Consider the following 21,095-nt stretch of genomic DNA (forward strand, 5'->3'; position numbering starts at 1 on the left):
TTGAGAACCATTAACAAACGCATTTAACTCTAGTTCAGGGCCATTGATCCGATGCAGATGAACGACACGCTCAAGCCGTCCGAGGTCGATCTGCTCTATCAAACCCACCATGCCTGGCTGCGTGGCTGGCTGCGGACTAGAGTCGGCTGCATGGAAAACGCTGCCGACCTGGCTCAGGACACCTTCGTCCGCCTGTTGCGGGCACGCCAGGTATCACCGCTGAAGGAACCCCGCGCTTATCTGAGCAGCATCGCCCGTGGCCTGATGATCGATCAGTTTCGCCGACGTGCGCTGGAGCGGGCCTATCAGGACAGCCTGGCCTGCCTGCCCGAGGGCGAAGCGCCCAGCGAAGAGTACCGGCTGATCATTCTCGATACCCTCGAACGCCTGGATCGCGCCCTGCAGCAACTCAAGCCGCGGGTGCGCCAGGCGTTTTTGCTGGCACAGCTGGATGGCCTGAGCATTACCCAAATCGCCATGCGCCTGGAGGTTTCCCGCGCCACCATCGAACGCGACCTGGCCAAGGCACTTGGCGTCTGCTACCGGTTGCGCTATGCCGACCTCTGAGCGCACGCCGGCGCAGGCCCAGGTCGATCAGGCCATCGACTGGCTGGTCAAGCTACGTTTCGACGAGCCAAGTGCACGCACCCAGCGCCAGTTCCAGCAATGGCTTGCCAGCCATCCGCATAATGCCCTGGCCTGGCAACGGGTCAGCGAGCTGAGCGAAGAGCTGGCCGGCCTGCCCAGCGACTTGAGCCGGCGTACCCTCGATGGCAGCCGTCGGCAGCGCATCAGCCGCCGCGATCAGCTCAAGCTGATGGCTGTGCTGGCGGTTGGCGGCAGCCTCGGCTGGGCGGCGCGTGAACCCCTCGGCCTGCAGGCACTGCTCGCCGACAGCAGTACCGGCACCGGCGAGCAACGCCAGGTGCAAGGCAGCGACGGCAGCATGATCCAGCTCAACACCGCCAGCGCCATCGACCTGCGCTACAGCAGCGCGCAACGCCATTTGAGCCTGCTGCGTGGCGAGCTGACACTGGACAGCAATGGCGACGATAACCGGCCTTTCATCGTCAGTACCCGGGTGGGTCAGCTGAGCACGCAGAACGGGCAATTGCTGTTGCGCGAAAACGACGCCGGCTTGTTGCTGGCGGTGCGTCGTGGCTCAGTCACTGTTGACTCGCAGAGCAACCCGTTGCGACAGGTACAGGCGGGCCAGGTCGTGCAATTGTCGATGTCTGGCGCCGCGTCAGCGGTGCAACTGCATGGCGATCCCTGGGCCTGGACCGACGGTGTGCTCAGCGTGCAGCAGATGCCCCTTGGCGAGTTCATCAGCGAGCTGTCGCGCTACCGGCCAGGGTTGTTGCGCTGTGCAGATGAGGTTGCTCGGTTGAGGGTGTCCGGTACCTACCAATTGGCCGATACCGAACAAATTCTGCTGCTGCTGGCGCGCACCCTGCCGCTGCGCGTCGACTACCGCACACGCTACTGGGTCAGCATTGACGCTGCCTGAAAAAACCCGAAAATAAATGAGGTGGAATCTCATTCTCGCTCGGCCTGAAGGAACAAAGCCCGAAAAGTGGACTTGATCATCTTCAGGAGCGCTGCATGATTCACCGCCGTCCCCACCGCCCCGATCGCCTGCGGCATGCCGTGCAGGCCGCCCTGCTCGGCCTCGGCCTGAGCGCCGCCGCTCTGCCAGTGCTGGTCCAGGCCGCCCCCGTCAGTCAGAACCAGCAACGGGACTGGAACATCACCGCCGGCCCGCTGGCCAGCGCCCTGGACCAGTTGGCCCGGCAAGGCGGCCTGAGTCTGTCGTTCGACGCCAACAGCCTGCAAGGCAAGACCACCCGAGGCGTGCAAGGCCGGTATGACAGCGCCCAGGCCTTGTCGATCGTACTGCAGGGCAGTGACGTGCAGGTCCAGCAGGAGAGCGCCAGCAGCTTCCTGCTGATCCCGGCAATCGACGCCGGCGGCGCGCTCGAGTTGGGCGCTACCAGCATCTCAAGCGACCGTCTGGGCGAAACTACCGAGCATTCCGGTTCCTACACTACCGGCGCGGTGACCATCGGCAAAACCGCCCAGAGCATCCGCCGCACGCCGCAGTCGGTCACGGTGGTCACGCGCCAACGGATCGACGACCAGAACATCACCAACCTGACCAATCTGCTCGAGCAGACCCCGGGCGTGGTGGTGAACATGACCGACAGCGAGCGCGTGCAGTACTACTCCCGCGGCTACGCGATCGACGCAATTCAGTACGACGGCGCCACCGTGGTGCAAGGCAGCGGCGGTGGCTCGTTCATCCAGAGCGACTCGGCGATCATCGACCGCGCCGAGATCCTGCGCGGCGCCACCGGTATGCTGCGCGGTGCCGGCAACCCGTCCGGCACGGTCAACCTGGTGCGCAAGCGCCCTACTGCCGAGTTTCAGGGTGAAGGCAGCGTGACCCTGGGCAGCTGGGATGCGCAGCGCTATGTGGCCGATGTGTCCGGCCCGCTGACCGAAACCGGCAACGTACGTGGCCGGATGATTGCCGTGCACGACGACAAGGATCACTTCCAGAACTCGCGCATGGAGCGCAAAGAGGTGCTGTACGGCGTACTCGCCTTCGACCTCAGCGACAGCACCACGCTGACCACCGGCCTGGAATGGACCAAGCTCGACGCCACCGGCGCCTGGGGCAACCTGCCCGCCGACTTCGACGGCAAGCCGCTGCCGTTTGGCCGCAGCACCTATCTGGGTTCGGACTGGAACCGCTGGGACCGCAGCAATCTGCAGACTTTCGCCGAGCTGGAGCACCGCTTCGACAACGACTGGAAGCTCAAGCTGATGGCCCAGCGTACGCACTTTGAGCTTGACGACCACGGCTTCAAGCAGACCTTCTTCAGCCGGCCCACTGGCACCAGCAATCCCTACCTGATGAATTACCAGGTCACCGAAGGAGATGGCGGCGAGAGCATCCAGAACAACCTCAGCGCCACCCTCAACGGCCCGTTCGAGCTGCTCGGTCGCACCCATGAATTGATGCTCGGCGTCGAACGGATCCGCAACGACTCCTACGCCTCGGCCACCAACAACGTCGCCTCCGGGCAGTTCGATCTGCGCAACTGGGACCCGAAGACCAGCCTGCCGGAGCCGGATATCACCATCTTCGCGCACCCGGTGCGCACCCGTACCACCCAGCAGGCGGCCTATGCCACCTGGCGCATTTCCCTGGCCGAGCCGCTTACAGCGATCATCGGCGCGCGCAACAACTGGTACGACTACGAGCAGGAAAACAACGTCAAATCCAACGGCAAGTTCGCCGTCGACAACAAGATCGTGCCGTATGCCGCGCTGATTTATGACATCAACGACAACTTCAGTACCTACGCCAGCTATACCGAGATCTTCAACCCGCAGACCGCCACCGGGGTCAGCGGCGCGGTGCTCGAGCCGACTACTGGTGAAGCCTACGAGACCGGGATCAAGGGTGAGTTCTACGAAGGGCGGTTGAATACCTCGCTGGCGTTCTTCCGCATCTATCAGGTCGGCAACGCCCTGGATGACATCAGCGGGCCTAACCCGTGCCTGCCCAACTACACCAGCGGCTACTGCAAGGTCGCTGCCGGCAAGAACCGCAGCCAGGGCTTCGAGCTGGAGATTTCCGGTGAAGTGCTGCCGGGCTGGAACGTCGGCGGTGGCTACACCTACAACACCACCGAGTACCTGAAGGACACCAGCAACAGCACCGGCAACCCGATCCGCACCACCGACCCCAAGCGTATGTTGCGCCTGTTCACCAGCTACCGCCTGCCGGGCGAGCTGGAGGCGTGGACCATTGGCGGCGGGGTGCAGGCGCAGAGCGATATCTACAACCGCAATGGCACGGCAGAAGCGTCGCAGGCGGGCTACGCGGTGTACAACGGCATGCTCAACTACCGCTTCAACCAGCAGTACTCGCTGCAGCTCAACGCCAACAACATCTTCGACAAGAAGTACTACCGCCAGGTCGCGCCGACGCCAACCGGCTATTACTGGGGTGATCCGCGCAACGTCTCGGTGACCCTGCGCGGTAGCTTCTGAGCCTTCGCCGAGCGCTTACTCGGCGGCTGCCTTGAGCTTGCCGGCGCGGCGGTACGACTGCCGGGCAAAGCACACGAACAGCCCTGCCATCAGTGCCAGCGCCATCGGCAGACCATGCGGTGCGGCGCCCATCGCGGCGCCGCTGAGCAGCGGCCCAATCAGGCTGCCGACGCCCCACAGCAGGCCGACGCTGGCATTTGCCGTGACCAGGTCGCGGCCCCTGAAGCGCTGGCCGATCAGCACCAGCGCCAAGGTGTAGATGCCGCCAGCCACCGCGCCCAGCAGCACCAGCATCGGCCATAACAGCCAGCTCATCTGCAGCAACCATGGCAGGCCGATGCCGATCAGCATTGCTAGCACCCCGCATAGCAAATGCAGGCCGGTGCGCTCGACCCGATCCGCCAACCAGCCCAGCGGCAGCTGGAACAGCATGTCGCCGGCAAACACCACGGTCACCATCAGCGCCGCCACGGCCACGGCAAAGCCATGACTGGTGGCATACACCGGCAGCAACGACAGCACCACCGCATCGAAGAACGAGAAAAACAGCACCGCCACACACAGCGCCGGCGCGACCCGGAAGAAACCAGCCAGGGTAAAGCTCTTGTCGTCTTCTTCAGCGTGTTCGACGTGGTCGTTGGGTACGGTCAGCACGATGCACAGCAGGGCCAGGCCATAACAGGCCGTAACCACCCCGGTGATCCACGGGCTGTGCGCGCCGACCAGCGCCAGCATCGCCGGGCCAAGGACCTGGAAGCCGGTAAAACTGGTGGCGTACAGCGCCATGATCTTGCCGCGGTTGTGCTCCGGGCACAGCTCGTTGACCCACGATTCACCCAGAATGATGGCGATCCCCATGCCCAGGCCAAGCCCTAGTCGCAACAAGGCCAGCAGCCAGATCGATGAGAACGCCCACTCCAACAGGCCGATGGACAGCGCGCACAAGCTGAAGCACAGCAAATAGATGGTGCGTCGGGTCAGGTAGCGGCAGCAGGCATCGACCAGAAACGCCGAGAGCATCATCCCCGCCGCCGGTATCGCCGCCATGATGCCGATCTGCAGGGTGTTGGCACCGCTGTCCTGCAGCCGCAACGACACCAGCGGCAGGCTCGCCCCGAGGCTGAAACCCACGACCGATACGGCGAACAGAAGGCCCGCCAGCAAACGCATGTTCATTACCCACTCCTTGCATGCCGGCACGGCGGCACCTGCGGCCGCGTCGGCTGATAACCCTGAAAAATGACTGCACACAGGCGCCCATGGCCAGGCGCAAAGGGCGCTGGTCGCAGCGGCGCGAATCAGTTCAGGGCAAGGTGTGGCGAGAAGGTGAAGGCAAACAGCACGCTGCGCCGCCGCTTGAGCACCGTGTCGCTCGGCCAGGCACGCCGACAGGCCTGGGCTGCAGGCTGAAGGGCTTGGAGGAGACGCTGACTACGGCGCATTGCATCGACTACGCAGGTAAATAGGAAGCGGCACTCTAGGCCAAGGCTGGCGAGCGCGTCAATCGGGGGGCATGCAAGGGCGGTGAAGCGAACCGTGCGCTTCACCGCCTCCAGGCTTACATGTCGTAACGCAGCGCCAGGCCAAAGGTACGTGGTGCACCGGCATCGATGATGTCGCCGCCACGGTTGTTGGTCACGTACTCCTTGTCGAAGGCGTTTTTGACAAAGCCGGACACCGCGATGTTCTTGGTGACCTTGTACTCGCTGCTGAAGTTGGCCAGCACGTAGTTGTCGCTTCTGCGCTCACCAATAACCTGGCCCGCGGTATTGAAGTCGTATTGCGACGGCGCCGTGCTTTGGTAAGTCAGGTCAGTGTTGAAGGTAAGCCGTTCATTGACCCGATACAACGCGCCCAGCGACATCTTGTACTTGGGCGCATAGAGGAACGCCTCGCCACTGCGGTCCTGGCCGTTGCCGGCAACGAAGTCCTTGTACTTGCCATCGGTGACCGAGCCACCCAAGGTCAGCGTCAGTTGCTCGCTGAGGTCTTTTTCGACAAACACTTCCAGGCCTTTGATGGTGCTGCGACCGGCGTTATACACATTGATAACGTTGCTGTTGTCCTGGCGTACGCTGACCTGCTGGTCTTTCCAGTCGGTGTAATAGAGGTTGGCGCGAGTGCGCAGGCTGCCTTCCATGAATGTCCCGCGATAGGACAGCTCATAGTTGGTGGTGTATTCCGGGTCATACGACTCGTGACCACTGCCGGAGCGCACGTTGACGCCACCGCCGCGATAGCCTTTCTGCACCATGAAGCCGAGGAACTGATTGGCCGCCAGTTCATAGTTCAGACCCAGCTTGGGCAACAGGGCGTTGAACGATTCACTGACTTGCCCCGGACTGGACAGATCGTCCTGCTTGACGTCGGTGTCATTGGTTTCGTGGTCGTAACGCAGGCCGGTGATCAACGTCCAGCGCGGCGCGAAGGTCCAGTTGACCTCACCGAATACAGCCTTGTTATCGATTGTCGTGTCGCCTTTGACGGTGGCGAACAAGGTGTCATCGAACAACAGGCGGTCATGGAATTTGTTGGTGCTGTGGCCGTAATAGGCGCCGATGAAACTCTTCACGTCATCCGAGCTGTAGTTCAGCCGCAGTTCCTGGCTGAACAAATTGCCATCGTGTGCACGGAGGATGACGTCGTTGCTCTCGGCGGTCTGGTCGAAGTCCAGGCGGTTGCTGTAATCGGAGCGGGTGTTGACGGTCATGCTGGTCAGCGACCAGGCATCACTCAGGCGATAGTCGACCTTGGCGCTGACGGTGTCCTGCTTGAGGTTGTCAAAGGCCTGGGTATTGGACGACACCTTGTAGTAGCGGACTTTGTCGTTCTCGCGCATGACCGAGTTGTCGCCCTGACGGTGCTCGCTGTGGGCATAAGTCAGCAGTACATCGAGGTCGTCATTGGGCAGGATCAGCAACTTGCCGCGAGCATTGCTGGTGCGATGCGGGTTGGCATCCTTGCCCAGCGCGATATTGTCGATATAGCCGTCGCCGTCCTGGCGGTCCACAGCGATACGCCCGGCGACCTTGCCCTCGACAATGGCGCCACCACCAGCAACGGCCAGGCCTTTTTCACCGTAGTTGCCAACGTTGGTCTGGGCAGAGAAGCTTGGGTCGAAGGTCGGATCCTTGGTCTTGATCACCACTGCACCGGCCAGCGAGTTGCGCCCTTGAGTGGTGGACTGCGGGCCAAGAAACACCTCGACCTGCTCGGTATCCCACAGCGGGTTCGGGCTCAAGGTCAGTGCCCGGTTCGGCTGCACAGCGCCATCGATATAGACCGACACGGCACCGTTCATGGTCGACGGCCCCTGGTCATCGAAACCGGACACCGGCACACCACGGATGCCCCAGTTCTCGTTGCCGGCCTGGCTGTATACCCCAGGCGTTCGCGCAAACACATCAACCAGGCTGTGATCGGCCTTGTCGCGCAGTTGCTGGTCGGTGACGACCACAACGCTGGACTGGGTCTGCTCGAGGGTGCGGTCGATCTTCTCGCCGGTCACCGTGATTGGCGCCATCTCGACCACGTTTGGTGATGCAGCGTTCGATGTTTCAGCGGCCCAGCCGCTATTTGCCAGGCACGCGACAGCGCCCACAGCCAGGGCAAGCGTATTCTTCTTGAAATTCACGACCCGCTCCACTACGCCAGATATTGTTGTTTTGCGCAGGCCCACTGCTCGTTGCGGCCAGCGGGGCGGATTCTAAGTGAAAGTGAGCGTTATAGGAATAAGATTGATAATTACTCTTATTAACTTGCAGTGAGGCCGCATTGCGGCCCCACTGCACTTGTCAGCGTTTGCCGGTAGACGGCAGCAATATTGCCAGCAGGCCAAACAGCGGCAGATACGAACAAAGCGCATACACGTATTCGATCCCGCGCAGGTCGGCCACATAGCCCAGCAGCGCCGCGCCGATGCCGCCAAAGCCGAACATCAGGCCGAAGAAGATCCCGGCGATCATGCCAACATTGCCCGGCACCAGCTCCTGGGCGTAAACGACGATGGCCGAGAATGCCGAAGCGAGGATAAAGCCGATCACCACACTGAGGATGGTGGTCCAGAACTGATCGGCATACGGCAGCGCCAGGGTGAACGGCGCCACACCGAGAATCGAGAACCAGATCACCGCCTTGCGCCCGAAGCGGTCGCCAATCGGCCCGCCAAAGAAGGTCCCCGCCGCCACTGCGCCAAGGAACAGGAACAGGTGCAACTGCGAGCTGGCCACCGAAACGTCGAACTTCTCGATCAGGTAGAAGGTGAAATAGCTGGTGAAGCTGGCCATGTAGAAGTACTTGGAAAACACCAGCAAGCCCAGCACCACCAATGCACCAATCACGCGCTGGCGCGACAGGCCATGGGTCGCTTCTACCGCCTTGCGCGCCTTGGCCTGGTTGAGGTGCTCCTTGTACCAGCGGCGCAGCAGCAGGGTTACGCCGAAGAAGAACAAGCCAGCCAGGCCGAACCAGGCGACATGGGTCTGGCCGAACGGAATGACGATCGCGGCTGCCAGCAGCGGGCCCAGCGCCGAGCCGGCATTACCGCCGACCTGGAAGGTCGACTGGGCCAGGCCAAAGCGCCCACCTGAAGCCAACCGGGCAATCCGCGATGTCTCGGGGTGGAATGCTGACGAACCGATGCCGACCAGCGCCGAAGCCACCAGAATCATCGGGAAGCTGCCAACAAATGCCAGCAACACGATCCCGACCAAGGTGCACAGGGTGCCCAGCGGTAGCAGATTCGGCGTCGGCCGCTTGTCTGTGAAAAAGCCCACCCACGGCTGCAACAGCGACGCAGTGATCTGGAACGTCAGAGTGATCAGGCCGATCTGGGCAAAGCTCAAGTTGTAATTGGCCTTGAGCATTGGGTAGATCGCCGGCAGCACGGCCTGGATCAGGTCGTTGATCAGGTGCGCCAGCGCACAGAAGCCGATGATGCGCATCACCAGAGGGTTGGCACCTGAAGCCGTAGTTGCGCTGGAGGTGGTTTGAGAACTGCTGATGGCCATGGGCTCGACATCCGTCCGCGGGTTTGGGATCCGATTATCGGGAAACAAATCGATACATAGCTAGCTTTTTTACCATCGGCCCGACACGCACTTGCAAATGGTTCTCAATATAATTAGCATCCATGGCACATTGCCCCACTCCCTTTCGCCGCTTCCGCCTCACCTGCGAGCCGACCGATCAATGAACCCGATGCCCGCCCAGCAGCCCACGCCCGACGCCGATCGCGAGGCACTGGAGTGCTTTTCCATGCTCCGTCAGCCAGGCTGCGATGAGCTGCAGCGGCAGGCGTTCGCCACGTGGCAGCAGCAGGACCCAGCCAACGCCCGCGCCTACGCTGAGCTGGAAGCCTACTGGCAGCAACTCACTCCGCCTCCAGCAAGGCCGCGCCCGCGTCAGTTGCAAACCCGCCGCAGCTATCTCGGCAAAACCCTCGCCGCGCTGTTTCTGTTGATCCTCGCCGCTCTTGCCTATCTGTATTGGCCGTTGATGCAGCGCCTGGCCAGTGAACTGCACACCGCCAGCGGCGAGCGCCGCAGTGTGCGCCTGGCCGACGGTTCAACGATGCACCTGGACAGCGCCAGCGCGATGAACGCCGACCTGCGCGGGCGCACTCGCCAGTTGCAACTGGTGCAAGGTCAGGTTTCGCTCGAAGTGGTGCTCGATGGCCGCGCCCTGGAAGTGCAGGTCGGCCAGGCGCGCATTCAGGTCTATGGCACTCGCCTGATGATCGCCCGCAGCGGCCAACATGATGAACTGGTCGTGCTCAACGGCAAAGCCATGATCATTCAAGGCGGCGATCAACGCCTGCTCTCGGCCGGCGAACGGGTAACCTTCACCGAACAGCGCATCGACCCTGTGCAAAAAATCGACGTGCAGCGCGTGGAGGCCTGGCGCAGCGGGCACTTGCAGGTCAAGGATCAGCCCCTGGCCAGCGTGCTCGGGCGCCTGGCCGGCTATCAAGGCCAGCGCGTCTGGCTGATGGATGAGCAAACCGCTTATCGCCGGGTCAGCGGTGATTTCAACCTCGACCGCGCCCAGGCCAGCCTCGATCAGCTCGCCGCCGAGCAGCAATTGCAGCTGTATAGCCTGTTCGGCCAGTGGCTGATCGCCCGCTGAAACCGCACTCGCAGGCTAAGCGGTTGAAACCGTGTAAATTTTTTTTGATCCGGGTGTTGACAGAGGGGCGTCTGAAGCGAATAATGCGCGCCAGTTGGCTACATAGCTCAGTTGGTTAGAGCATAGCATTCATAATGCTGGGGTCCGGGGTTCAAGTCCCTGTGTAGCCACCACCCTTCAGATCTACAGATTTCTCACGAGGTCTGTAGATCTAACAAGAAGCCCGCCTAGTGCGGGCTTTCTTGTTTCTGGCGTTCTGTCCTTGAATCGCCCTGCAACTTCTCTCCGTATTCCTCTGGGCAAAATTTCCTGCCTACCCCCTCTCCGTGCCGATGCCGCGAGAAATCAACGCACTTACGTTCAGTACGTATGATTATTTACATTCACCACGTATCAATATAGGGTCCCTTTCATACGCCGCGTATGTTCTGTTCCAGATACCACTGCCAGACGACAAGGCTTGCTTGAAAACTCAAAGGACCTGAACCATGAGCACGTCTTCATCCGAACTCACAGCAACCTCCGCGCAGCACCCCTGGCTGGCCGTCAGCGCAGTCGGCCTTGCGACATTTTCCGTGGTCACCACTGAAATGCTCCCGGTCGGGCTGCTGCCACCGATTGCCGAATCGCTGAACACGTCCACCGGCACGGCAGGGCTGATGATCTCACTGCCTGCACTACTGGCAGCGTTTTTTGCCCCGCTGGTGGTCATCGCATCCGGCGGCATTGATCGACGCAGGATCCTCTGCGGATTGCTGGGGCTATTGGTGATCGTCAACATCGCCTCGGCGTTGGCCCCGAGCATGGCCTGGATGCTGGCCGCGCGTGTACTGGTCGGCTTTTGCATGGGGGGGATCTGGGCGATCGCCGGGGGGCTGGCGGGGCGGCTGGTGGCGGCGCACTCGGTTGGCCTGGCGACCTCGATCATCTTCGGCGGGGTGGCCGCTGCTTCGGTGCTTGGCGTGCCGCTGGGTGCGTTGATCGGCGACTATGCCGGGTGGCGCTGGGCCTTTGCCGGCATGGCCCTGTTCAGCGCATTGGTGCTGGCGTTGCACCTTGCGGTGATCCCCGGGCTACCGGTAACCAGTTCGGTGACCGTGCGCCAGTTTGCCCAGCAGCTGGGTAGCCGCAAACTGCAAGTGGGGTTGCTGCTGACGCTGGCACTGGTCGCCGGGCACTTCATGCTGTTCACCTACGTGCGGCCCTTGCTGATGTCGGTGTCAGGCTTCGATAGCCAATGGGTCAGCGCACTGCTGTTCGCCTATGGCTTCGCCGGCATCGTCGGCAACTTCCTTGCCGGCGTCATCGCCGCGCGGCGCACAGCACGTACCTTGCTGGCGATCTCGACCGGGCTGCTGCTGACGCCGGTGCTGTTCCTGCTCATCGGCAATTCCAACTTCGGCGGCGGCATGCTGTTGCTGGTCTGGGGGCTGGCCTATGGCGGCGTGTCGGTAGGCCTGATGACGTGGATGATGAAGGCCGCACCAAGTGCAGTGGAAGTCGCTACGGCGCTTTATGTAGGGGTTTTCAATGTTGCCATCGCCTTGGGCGCATGGGCTGGCGGCCGGGTGCTGGATGGCGTTGGTCTGGAAGGTAATCTTTGGGTTGGCGCGGGGCTCGCTACGGTCGCCTTGCTGCTGTCGCTCGGTATCTGTATCACAGAGCGAGGGAGGGAGCATGAACGGGACCACCTCATGCAGAGCAAGACACCCATCAACTAAACTCAGCGCACGCCCGCCACCAGCACGGTCACACCCAGACCGATCAGCGCCACGCCGATCAGCCGATCAACCACTCGCTGGCGCTCGATCATTGCCAGGCGCAGCGCTGCGCTGGAAAAAAACACCGCCACCAGGCTGAACCACAGCCAATGGGCGAAGGACATGAACGCGCCGTAGGCAAAGTCCTGCGCCAGCGAGCTGCCCGGCTGCACCACCTGGGTGTAGGCGCTGATCACAAACAGCATGGTCTTGGGGTTCAGCGCGTTGGTGAAAAATCCTGTGCGTAACGCCCTCAAACTACCCCAGCTCTGCCTCTGGCCGACGTCGTCGAGGTGGATCCGCTTGGTATTGGTTAGCGACTGGTAGCCCAGATAAATCAGGTAGCCCGCGCCCAGCACCTTCATGGCCATGAACAGCGCTGGGCTTTGGCTGATGATCACGGCGATGCCCAGCACCGTGTACAGCACATGCACCTGCACGCCCAAGGCAATGCCGACCGCAGCGGCCAGGCCGGCCTTGCGCCCCTGTGCATAACTGCTGCGGGTGACCATGGCAAAGTCAGCGCCGGTCACGGCAAGTACGGTAAACACGGCGACGGCAATCAGTTCATTCACTCAGGCGGCCTCGATAGACGATGAAAATCCACAGGTCGCCGATTATCGAGGGCTTATCCACAGGTCAAAATCGATTTATAGTCGCGCAGATACGCTAGTTTTTCTCACAGATATGCAGCGTTCACTTGCGCCGAGATTTCAATGAAACTGCCGCCGCTCAACACCCTGCGTTTTTTCGACGTTGCCGCCCAGACCGAGAGCTTTGTGCGCGCGGCCGAGCGCCTGCACGTCACCCATGGCGCGGTTAGCCGGCAAGTACGCTTGCTAGAGCAAAGTCTGGGGGTCGAACTGTTCGAGCGGCGCAACCGGGCGCTGTTTTTGACAGCCGCCGGGCGCGCCCTGCAGAGCACCACCCAGGCCATCTTCGAGCAGATCGAAGACACCGTGCAGCGCATGCAACAACCGCTTCAGGACAACGTGCTGGTGCTCTCCTGCGAGCCGACCATCGCCATGCGCTGGCTGATCCCACGGCTGCCGGACTTTCATGCCGCGCACCCGGATATCCAGCTGCAACTGGTCGCTGCTGGCGGAGCAGTGGACTTTGCCCGCAGCGGCATAGACCTGGCCTTGCGGCGTGACGATTTTCACTGGGAACGCACGCTGCACAGCGTGAAGATCTGCGATGAATGGATGGGGCCGGTCTGTCGAGCGGGCAGCCAGGAAGCGGCGCAAAACCCTCGTTTGCTGCACAGCCGCACCCGTCCCAAGGCTTGGTCTGACTGGCATCGGTTGCGCGGCGAAGGGGTACGGCACCGCGCAGGCAGCGAGTATGAGCACTTCTATCTGTCGATCCAGGCGGCCAGCGCCGGCCTTGGGATGGCCATGGCGTCAGCCTTGATGGTCAGCGACGAGATTGCCAGCGGCCAATTGCGCGCGCACGCCGGGTTTATCGCGGATGGCTCGGCGTATCACCTGCTCAGCCCGCAGGCGTTTCTGCCCGGCTGCAAGCGCCAGCGCTTTGCCGACTGGGTGCGCTGCCAATCTCAGGCCTGCCTGGCTCACCTGGGCCTGATACAGAACGACGAGCCGGCTTTGCCATCACCGCCCCAGGTGCGGTAACCGGCGGTGTCGATATGAATCCGCCCCGACGGATAGCGGCCCAGGCCCATGCTCCAGGCCTGGCCATGCTGCTGCCAGAAGCGGCACAAGGGATTGGGGTCAGCCCATGCCGGCAGTAACAGATCGACCGCAAAAGCCCGCGTGTGAGCGCTCGCCACCGCACCGCCAGCACAGGCGTTGAGCTGCGGATCGCGGTACGCCGAGACCACCTCGAACTGGCGCAGAACATCCTGCTCAGCCAGAGTTTTCAGCAACGCCAGCGTCGAGCGCACTGCCGGCCACTGCGCCGTCGGCGGCACCGCGAACGGCAAGGCACGACACTGGCGCCAGTCCGACGCCGAGCGCAGCAACTGATGAATCGGCACCACGCCGTACAGCCGCGCCTCGACCAGCATCTCGCGAAACGGTCGGGTCTGATGGTCGCCGGCCCACTGGGCGAACATCCACAGGTCGCGCGGGTCGGCCTGAGCAACACTGGCGATGCTCAAGCCAGCTGCACAGAGCAGCATCCTTGCAGTTTTCATTGCTCACCCCTTCAGCCAGTTGGCGGCTACTGGCTTAGAGTTAAGCCTACTCCTGTGGGCGCAGGCGGTATTGCGGCGGCAATTGGGCAAAGCCGCTTATGGTGGTGTCCAGGCTCTTCCAGCGGCCATCCTTGATGCCATAGATGCAACCATGGATAGACAGCTCCTGACCGCGATGCCAGGCGTTCTGGATGATGCTGGTGTGGGCAACGTTGGCCACCTGCTGAATCACGTTCAGCTCGCACATGCGGTCGACCCGCGCCTCGTCCGTGTCGAGCTTGGCCAGCTCACCGCGTTTTTCGTAGTAGAGGTCACGAATCGAGCGCAGCCAGCCGTCGATCAGTCCGAGTTGACGGTCTTGCATGGCCGCGCGCACGCCGCCGCAGCCATAGTGGCCGGTGACCAGGATGTGTTTGACCTTGAGCACTTCGACCGCGTACTGAATCACCGACAGGCAGTTAAGGTCGGTGTGCAGCACCACGTTGGCGACGTTGCGGTGGACGAACAGATCGCCCGGTAGCATGCCGACGATCTCGTTGGCCGGCACGCGTGCGTCGGAGCAGCCGATCCAGAGAAACTCCGGCGTCTGCTGACGGGCCAGCTTGGCGAAGAAGTCGGGGTCACGCTGGGTGATCGCGTCAGCCCAGCGCTCGTTGTTGTCGATCAGTTCCTGCAGGTCGTGCATGGTCTTGCCTCATCAGGTTATGCCTGTGTGACTGGACCTGACGGCGCAAGGTCACTCGTCGAACAGGGTGCAGGCCATTACCAGGGCATCTTCGCGGCCACCAGCCATTGGATAGTAGTCGCGGCGCCGGCCAATCTCGTTGAAGCCGAAGCGTTCATACAGACGATAGGCCGACTGGTTGCTCGCGCGCAGCTCGAGGAAGCACTCGCGGCCATTGAGCTTGTAGGCCTCGGCCATGAGTTTTTCCAGCAGGCGCAGGCCCAGGCCGCGGCCCTGGTTTTCCGGTTTTACGGTGATGTTGAGCAGGTGCGCTTCGTCGATGATCACGTTGATCACACCATGACCCACCTGCTGGGCGCCATCGAACATCAACCAGATCTGGTATGACTTGAGCGCATCCAGAAAAATCCCGCGGGTCCAGGGATGGCTGAACGCGGCGTACTCGATCTTCAGCACGGCATCCAGGTCCGCCTCGGTCATCGGGCGGAAACTGATCGAATCACTCATTTAACGCTCTTCCAGCGCGCCATCAGCTGGCGCATCGCTTGCCAGACGTCCGCCTTGCGCTGCGGCTCGTCCATCAACAGTTCCAGGCCAGGCAGCGCCCAGGCAGTGCCCAGCGCTTCGACCTGCAGTTCTTGGTAATAGGCCGGTGCCTCGGCCTGGGCGGCAAAGCGCAGCGCCGGCAGGCCGATCAGCCACAGGCAGGTGCAGGGTGATTCTTCCAGGCGCGCCTGGATAAAGCCCTGGACGAAGTCACGCGCAGCCTCGGGGCCTTGGTCCATGTTGCCGCGCACCAGCAGCGGCCAACGGATCGGCTCGCCGATGATCTGCGGCGCATCCGGCAGGCCGGCGGCGCGGAGCATGTCCTTGAGCAGCAGGTAGGATGGGTCGCGGCTCTGGAACGGCTGACCAGTGGCCAGCTCGACCAGCACCAGGCAACTGCCGGCGCGCAGCAACTGCAGGGCAAACCGTGGCGGTGGCACCGGCGCCGCACGGACCACTGGCTCAGCCTCGGTCTCGGCCGGCTTGGCCGCTGGCTTGACGCTGCTGGCTGGGCGCGGAATCTCGATTTTCGGCCGTTCGATGCTGCGTGCCTGCGGCGCGACCGGTGCGGCGGCGGGCGCTGGCGCCAGGGCTTCGAGCTCGACTTCCTCGACCGGCGCCTGCGGCAGCAGCAGCTCGGGGCGCGACGGCGCGGCGAACGGCAGTTCGGCACGCGGCAGCCAGTGCACCACTTGCATGGCAGACAGGTAAGCGCGGCGGCGGGACTCGATCAGCACAGCACGGTCATCCGGGAAAAGTCAGTCGCGCATTCTAACGCCGTTGACCGCCCCGCGCCGCTACAGGTTGGCGGAAATTTGCCAGCCGGCAAAACCCTGGGCCAACCCGGTAAATCCCTGACGCAATCTCATTACAGACCAAGGGGTGAATTCCTCCCCCCTGGATGCAGTACAATCGCCGGCTTTAATTTGGCAACGAGTCGACCCGCCAATGATCGAACCCAAGCGCGTCCTGCGCGCCCTCGCCGAACACTGGGCATTGATCGAGCCGCTGTGCGAACGCTTCGACCAGGGCACATTGAGCCTGATCGAACTGCGCCAGCAACTCGGCCGCCAGCAGGTAGAAAGCACTCCGCAGGACATCACCCAGCTGCTCGATGTGTGGATCCGCCTGGATATTCTGGTACCGGTGGCAAAAAGCCCGAACCGCTTCGAGCTGAATGCGCAGATCCACGACTTTCTGGCCTACCTGCGCCGCGAGCACCGGCTCGGCCTGTGCCTGGAAATCGAAGCCTATCTGCGCCATCTGGAGCGCTTGGCCGGGCATATTCAGGACGCATTCGACAACCGCGACAGCGACGATCTGGCGCGCCAACTGCGTTTGCTCGACATGCGCGTGCGCGACGTGTTGAAGAAACTCGACAACGACGAGCAGGCGCTGGTGGCCGTGGCCGAACGGGCCAAGACCAGCAACCGGCAGATCCCGCTGCGCCAGCGCTACGCCGAAGTACTGGCAACCTGGGACGAGTACGTCGAGCCGATGATCCAGCTGGTCAACGCCGACGGCGCCTTCGAGCAAGGCGTGCGCAAGGTCGAGACAGTGCTGCTGCGCCTGCTCGGCGAACAGGCGCGGCTCGGCCACCTGGTCGACGACGACATGCTCCTGCGCACCCACGCGCGCATCCTCGAGATGCAGACCAGCGCCCAGCTGACCCTGCGCCATGCGCGCGAGCTGCTGCTGCCGCTGCGCGAAGAAGCGCGCCGGCACAACGCCGTGACCCGTGGCGCGGCGCTGGCCCTGTCAGTGATCCGGCGCAAGGGCATCGATGCCGTGCCGCACGCGGCCATGCCGATGTTCACTCGCCCGCAAAGCACCTTTCTCGGCAGCGCCAGCCAGGTCGAGGCTTACGTTTACGCGCTGGCCCGCTTCGAGCCCAAGCCGGCGCGCTTCCCCAAGGCCCACCGCACCGACAAGGGCCCGACGCCACGTGCCCCGCGCACGGTCAAGGAAATGCTCGAACGCTGTGCCAGCGCTCTGCCACTGCCCGACCTGATGGTCTGGCTGCTGGAGCAGGAGCCCGAAGGCGCCACCGACGAGCTGCTGTACTGGTTCTCGCGCCTGTCGCGCGAGAAGCGCTTCAGCCGCGAGCGCCTCGAACGGCGCGACTATCTCACCGCCGAACACCGGGTGAGCTTGCGCTCCTTCGCCCTGACCGAATCATCGCCTGCATCCACTGCGAGCCCAGCCAATGCATCTTGATCTCTCCGAACTGTCCCAGCTCGCGCCGATCTTCCGCGAGCTGTTCAAAGGTTTCCACGTCAGCCGCCGCGACCCCGAGTTGTACGCCCAGCTGTCGAACTTCCAGGACCAGTACCGCACCCTGTTCAAGGCACTTGGCTTCGAGCTGGTGTGCGATACCCGCGGTTTCTATTACTTCGTGCCAGAGCTGGCTGCTGCGCAGGTCAACAAGACCGCCCAGCGCCTGTCGCTGTTCACGTTCATCCTGGTTGAACACCTGGCTGACCAGGGCCGCGACCCGATCGCCGTGCTCGATGGCGGCAGCATCGGCCGCGATGAGCTGCCGTCGCTGCTGGAAAAGTACCGAGACCTGTTCATTCAGGCCGAAGTACAGACCGTCGACGAGCTTGAAGAAAAGATCCTCCGGCGCATGACCCAGCTGGGCTTCGCTCATGAAGAAGGCGGCATCTACCGTTTCCTGCCGCCGATGCACCGCTTCATCGATGTGTGCCTGTCGGTGCAGCAGGACCGCGACCTGGCCGCGACCCTGCACAGCGCCCTGCCACTGCCGGTACCGGTGCTGGCCGACGACGACAGCGCCGAACAACTCGACAGCACCGACGACCCGCTCGACCTCAGCCCGTTTGCCGGCGACGAGAGCGAAGAAGATGCCCTTGCCCGCGCCATCCGCGAAGAGCAACAGGAGATTGACGCATGAGCCAGCAACGCTACGGCATCCGCCGCTTCGCCTTGCTCAACACCGCCGGCTACAGCCTCGGCCTGTTCCCGCTGGAGCACCCGCTGTCGGTCTATGGCGCCAACAACCTGGGTAAGTCGGCGTCGATCAACGCCCTGCAGTTCCCGATTCTGGCGCGCATGTCGGACATGAGCTTCGGCAAGTACAGCCTCGAGCAGTCGCGCCGCTTCTACTTCGCCAGCGACACCAGCTACATCCTCTGCGAGCTGGACCTGCCCCATGGCCCGCACGTGATTGGCGTAGTCGGCCGCGGCCCGGGCGGCGGCTTCGGTCACCAGTTCTTTGCCTACCAAGGCCAGCTGGACCTGGCTCACTACCAGAAAGACGACACCTGCCTGCGCCAGAAGGAGCTGTTCACCAACCTTGAGCGCAATGGCCTCAAGGCTTACGAGCTGAAGCCCGACGAACTGCGCCGTCTGCTGGTCGGTGGCCACACTTCGGTGCCACTGGACCTGACCCTGATCCCGTTGCGCTCGACCAGCGAGCAGAGCCTGAAGACCTTCCGCGCCCTGTTCATCAACCTGCTGCACATGCGCGAAATCACTGCAGCCAAGCTCAAGCAGCTGTTCCTCGATGCCTTCGAGCACAGCCTGCGCTCCGGCAGCGTCGACTACATCGCTGCCTGCGAAGAGGCCTTCCGCGACGTACGCCGCATGGAAGGCGATTACAACGCCCTGGTCGCCGCCGGGCCGTTGGTCGAAGCCCTGGCCGGCGGCGTCGCCCAGCGCGACATCCTGCGTGGCAAGCTGCATCGCCTGTCGCCGCTGCTGGATAACCTGCTCGGCACCTGGCAGGAATATGCCATGGCGCGTAAAGAAGAACTGGTGATCCAGTCCGAGCATTACCGCAGCGAGCAGGACCGCCTGCAGAACGACCAACGCGGCGGTACCCAGGAGCTGATGCGCCTGGAGCGCGAGATCAGCGGTATCCAGCGCTGGCTGGGCGAACTGTCGGTGCTGAAGAATCGCTTTGCGCTGGTCGATGATGTACGCGTCCTCGAGCAGCAGTTGCTTGCCGCCAAGGACGCCCACGACGAACTTGCCGGCGCCCTGGCGCAATCGCGGCAGTTCTCCGCCGAAGACCTCGACGAGCGTGTGCGTGACCTCGAGAAGCGGGTCAAGGTGGTCAAGCAGCAGCTCGATCATGCCGACAACAACAGCTACGCACGCCTGCGCGAAGAGTTCTCGCAAGGCGACGTCGACCGCCTGATGCGCCTGTTCAACGGCGCACTGTTCAGCCTGCCGCTGGGCGAGCGCGGCATCGAACTGGATGACAGCGACCTCTGGGTCAAGTCACTGGAAGCGGTGCTCGACAGCTTCAAGGGCGAGCGTTTCGAAGCCCCGGGCCTGTCCATCGACCTCTCGCACATCGAGCCGCCGGCGCTGCAAGCGTTGGCTGACCGCGCGGCCCTGCGCGACCAGAAAGACCGCCTCGACCGCGAACTCAAGCAGCTCAAGACCCAGCAGGCGGTCGCCGCCGACCGCACCGCCAGCAAGGCCCAGACCGAAGCCCTGTACCAGCAGGTACTGGATGCGCAAAAGGCCCTGGAAGACTTCCGTCGCAGCGAAACCCTGGCCGCTGAAGAGCCAGAGAAGCTTGAGCAACTGGCCCAGCTTGAAGCGGCCCAGGACGAACTCAAGCGCTCCAGCGACGCGTTCACCGAGCGCGTCCAGCAACTGTCGGCCAAGCTGCAACTGGTCGGCCGTCAGTTGGCCGATCTCGAAGCCAAGCAGCGCACCCTCGAAGACGCCCTGCGCCGCCGTCAGCTGCTACCCAACGACATGCCGTTCGGCACGCCGTTCATGGAAGCGGTGGACGACTCGATGGACAACCTGCTGCCGCTGCTCAACGACTACCAGGACAGCTGGCAGGCGCTGCAGCGGGCAGATAACCAGATCGAGGCGCTGTACGCCCAGGTACGCCTCAAAGGGGTGGCCAAGTTCGACAGCGAAGACGACATGGAGCGCCGCCTGCAGCTGCTGATCAACGCCTACTCGCACCGCACCGAAGAAGCCCTGACCCTGGCCAAGGCGCGCCGTGCGGCGGTTACCGACATCGCCCGGACCCTGCGCAACATCCGCAGCGACTACGACAGCCTCGAGCACCAGCTGGCGCTGTTCAACCGCGAGATCAACAAGCGCCAGGTGTCCAACCTGGAAAGCTTCCGCGTGGTGCTGGCGCCGAACAAGGAAGCGCTCAAGCACATCGACCAGATCATCCACAGCGCTGGCCAGTACGAAGAAGGCGAGACCCTGTCGGTGTTCGATCTGACCCAGAGCAGCGACCAGGATCACAAGAACGAAGAGGCCAAGGAGTACCTGGCCCGGCTGGTGGCAGCCAACCACAACCAACTGGGCCTCAAGGACCTGTTCGAGCTGGCGTTCGAGATCACCAAGATCAACAGCCAGCCGGTGATCCACGCCGACATCGATGGCGCTGCCTCCAACGGCACCACCATGACCATCAAGGCGCTGACCAACATGTACTTGTTGCTGCACCTGATGGACCGCGACCTGGCCGGACGCATTCGCTTGCCGTACTACCTCGACGAGGCCGCCGACATCGACGAACGCAACCAGGCGGCGCTGCTCGAGACCAGCCAGCAACTGGGCTTCGTGCCGATTCTGGCCAGCGTCAAGCCACAGGTGTCGGCGCACGTGGCGATCGATCTGGAAGGTGGTAGCGGGCCGAATGGCATCTACATCGACGAATCGGACTGGAAGTACATCAGCCGGATCGATGCAGAGAAGGCGATTGTGCGTGAGGATGTGGCCGAGGAATTGGCCTGATCTGCGGTAACGG

17 protein-coding genes and 1 tRNA gene are annotated in these 21,095 nt (G+C 62.8%); 10 read left to right on the forward strand and 8 right to left on the reverse strand.

What is annotated here, in order from left to right:
• Positions 1-51: 51 nt before the first annotated feature.
• The 3 genes from FW789_RS14770 to FW789_RS14780 all read left to right on the forward strand — a co-directional run bounded on the left by FW789_RS14770 (position 52) and on the right by FW789_RS14780 (position 4,065).
• Positions 52-567 carry a sigma-70 family RNA polymerase sigma factor gene (locus FW789_RS14770; RefSeq protein WP_207073605.1) on the forward strand — a complete coding sequence of 172 codons (516 nt, stop codon included), beginning with the start codon at positions 52-54 and terminating at the stop codon, positions 565-567.
• The gene (locus FW789_RS14775; protein ID WP_446431662.1) at positions 554-1,510 is read left to right on the forward strand and encodes a FecR domain-containing protein; all 957 of its coding nucleotides are present in this window, start codon (positions 554-556) and stop codon (positions 1,508-1,510) included. The genes FW789_RS14770 and FW789_RS14775 overlap by 14 nt, the downstream gene beginning before the upstream one ends.
• Before the next feature lie 95 nt (positions 1,511-1,605).
• Positions 1,606-4,065, forward strand: coding sequence for a TonB-dependent siderophore receptor (locus tag FW789_RS14780; RefSeq protein WP_446431663.1), 2,460 nt, complete (start codon positions 1,606-1,608; stop codon positions 4,063-4,065).
• A 15-nt stretch (positions 4,066-4,080) separates the two neighbouring features.
• Here the strand turns inward: FW789_RS14780 and FW789_RS14785 are convergent, their stop codons facing one another.
• The 3 genes from FW789_RS14785 to FW789_RS14795 all read right to left on the reverse strand — a co-directional run bounded on the left by FW789_RS14785 (position 4,081) and on the right by FW789_RS14795 (position 9,074).
• The gene (locus FW789_RS14785) at positions 4,081-5,241 is read right to left on the reverse strand and encodes an MFS transporter (RefSeq protein WP_181089123.1); all 1,161 of its coding nucleotides are present in this window, start codon (positions 5,239-5,241) and stop codon (positions 4,081-4,083) included.
• A gap of 382 nt (positions 5,242-5,623) precedes the next feature.
• Positions 5,624-7,699 carry a TonB-dependent receptor gene (locus tag FW789_RS14790; RefSeq protein WP_446431664.1) on the reverse strand — a complete coding sequence of 692 codons (2,076 nt, stop codon included), beginning with the start codon at positions 7,697-7,699 and terminating at the stop codon, positions 5,624-5,626.
• Positions 7,700-7,859: 160 nt separating this feature from the next.
• Positions 7,860-9,074: an MFS transporter gene (locus FW789_RS14795; RefSeq protein WP_103436015.1), complete on the reverse strand. Its 1,215-nt coding sequence runs from the start codon at positions 9,072-9,074 to the stop codon at positions 7,860-7,862.
• A gap of 190 nt (positions 9,075-9,264) precedes the next feature.
• Here FW789_RS14795 and FW789_RS14800 point away from each other — a divergent pair, with 190 nt between their 5' ends.
• The 3 genes from FW789_RS14800 (at position 9,265) to FW789_RS14810 (ending at position 11,912) form a co-directional block, all read left to right on the forward strand.
• A complete protein-coding gene (locus FW789_RS14800) occupies positions 9,265-10,191 on the forward strand; it encodes a FecR family protein (RefSeq protein ID WP_446431706.1) in 927 nt (308 codons plus the stop codon).
• Between the two features lie 96 nt (positions 10,192-10,287).
• A tRNA-Met gene (locus tag FW789_RS14805) sits at positions 10,288-10,364 on the forward strand.
• A gap of 315 nt (positions 10,365-10,679) precedes the next feature.
• Positions 10,680-11,912 (forward strand): MFS transporter, encoded by a 1,233-nt coding sequence (locus FW789_RS14810; RefSeq protein WP_411562189.1) that lies wholly within the window; start codon positions 10,680-10,682, stop codon positions 11,910-11,912.
• A 2-nt stretch (positions 11,913-11,914) separates the two neighbouring features.
• Here the strand turns inward: FW789_RS14810 and FW789_RS14815 are convergent, their stop codons facing one another.
• On the reverse strand, positions 11,915-12,526 hold the full coding sequence (locus FW789_RS14815; protein ID WP_446431665.1) for a LysE family translocator: 612 nt from the start codon (positions 12,524-12,526) through the stop codon (positions 11,915-11,917).
• A gap of 141 nt (positions 12,527-12,667) precedes the next feature.
• Here FW789_RS14815 and FW789_RS14820 point away from each other — a divergent pair, with 141 nt between their 5' ends.
• Complete coding sequence (locus FW789_RS14820; RefSeq protein ID WP_446431666.1) at positions 12,668-13,585, forward strand: LysR substrate-binding domain-containing protein; 918 nt, start codon at positions 12,668-12,670, stop codon at positions 13,583-13,585.
• Here FW789_RS14820 and FW789_RS14825 read toward each other — a convergent pair.
• Genes FW789_RS14825 through FW789_RS14840 form a run of 4 tightly spaced genes read right to left on the reverse strand, consistent with a single transcriptional unit; the run spans position 13,525 to position 16,077 of the window.
• Complete coding sequence (locus tag FW789_RS14825; protein ID WP_446431667.1) at positions 13,525-14,109, reverse strand: D-Ala-D-Ala carboxypeptidase family metallohydrolase; 585 nt, start codon at positions 14,107-14,109, stop codon at positions 13,525-13,527. The genes FW789_RS14820 and FW789_RS14825 overlap by 61 nt on opposite strands.
• A 46-nt stretch (positions 14,110-14,155) precedes the next feature.
• The gene (can, locus tag FW789_RS14830) at positions 14,156-14,794 is read right to left on the reverse strand and encodes a carbonate dehydratase (protein ID WP_101316418.1); all 639 of its coding nucleotides are present in this window, start codon (positions 14,792-14,794) and stop codon (positions 14,156-14,158) included.
• Between the two features lie 51 nt (positions 14,795-14,845).
• Complete coding sequence (rimI, locus tag FW789_RS14835) at positions 14,846-15,301, reverse strand: ribosomal protein S18-alanine N-acetyltransferase (protein WP_101316416.1); 456 nt, start codon at positions 15,299-15,301, stop codon at positions 14,846-14,848.
• Positions 15,298-16,077, reverse strand: a complete 780-nt coding sequence (locus FW789_RS14840; protein ID WP_411562192.1) for an energy transducer TonB — start codon at positions 16,075-16,077, stop codon at positions 15,298-15,300. Before FW789_RS14840 ends, rimI begins: the two co-directional genes overlap by 4 nt.
• Before the next feature lie 211 nt (positions 16,078-16,288).
• On the opposite strand from FW789_RS14840, the gene mksB reads away from it, so the two are divergent.
• Genes mksB through mksF form a run of 3 tightly spaced genes read left to right on the forward strand, consistent with a single transcriptional unit; the run spans position 16,289 to position 21,082 of the window.
• Positions 16,289-17,557 carry an Mks condensin complex protein MksB gene (gene mksB / locus FW789_RS14845; protein WP_181089112.1) on the forward strand — a complete coding sequence of 423 codons (1,269 nt, stop codon included), beginning with the start codon at positions 16,289-16,291 and terminating at the stop codon, positions 17,555-17,557.
• Complete coding sequence (gene mksE, locus FW789_RS14850) at positions 17,547-18,254, forward strand: Mks condensin complex protein MksE (protein ID WP_103436010.1); 708 nt, start codon at positions 17,547-17,549, stop codon at positions 18,252-18,254. Before mksB ends, mksE begins: the two co-directional genes overlap by 11 nt.
• Positions 18,251-21,082 carry an Mks condensin complex protein MksF gene (mksF, locus tag FW789_RS14855; protein WP_150570021.1) on the forward strand — a complete coding sequence of 944 codons (2,832 nt, stop codon included), beginning with the start codon at positions 18,251-18,253 and terminating at the stop codon, positions 21,080-21,082. The genes mksE and mksF overlap by 4 nt, the downstream gene beginning before the upstream one ends.
• Positions 21,083-21,095: the final 13 nt, after the last annotated feature.

The organism is Pseudomonas sp. 1121_17 (genome assembly GCF_052850745.1).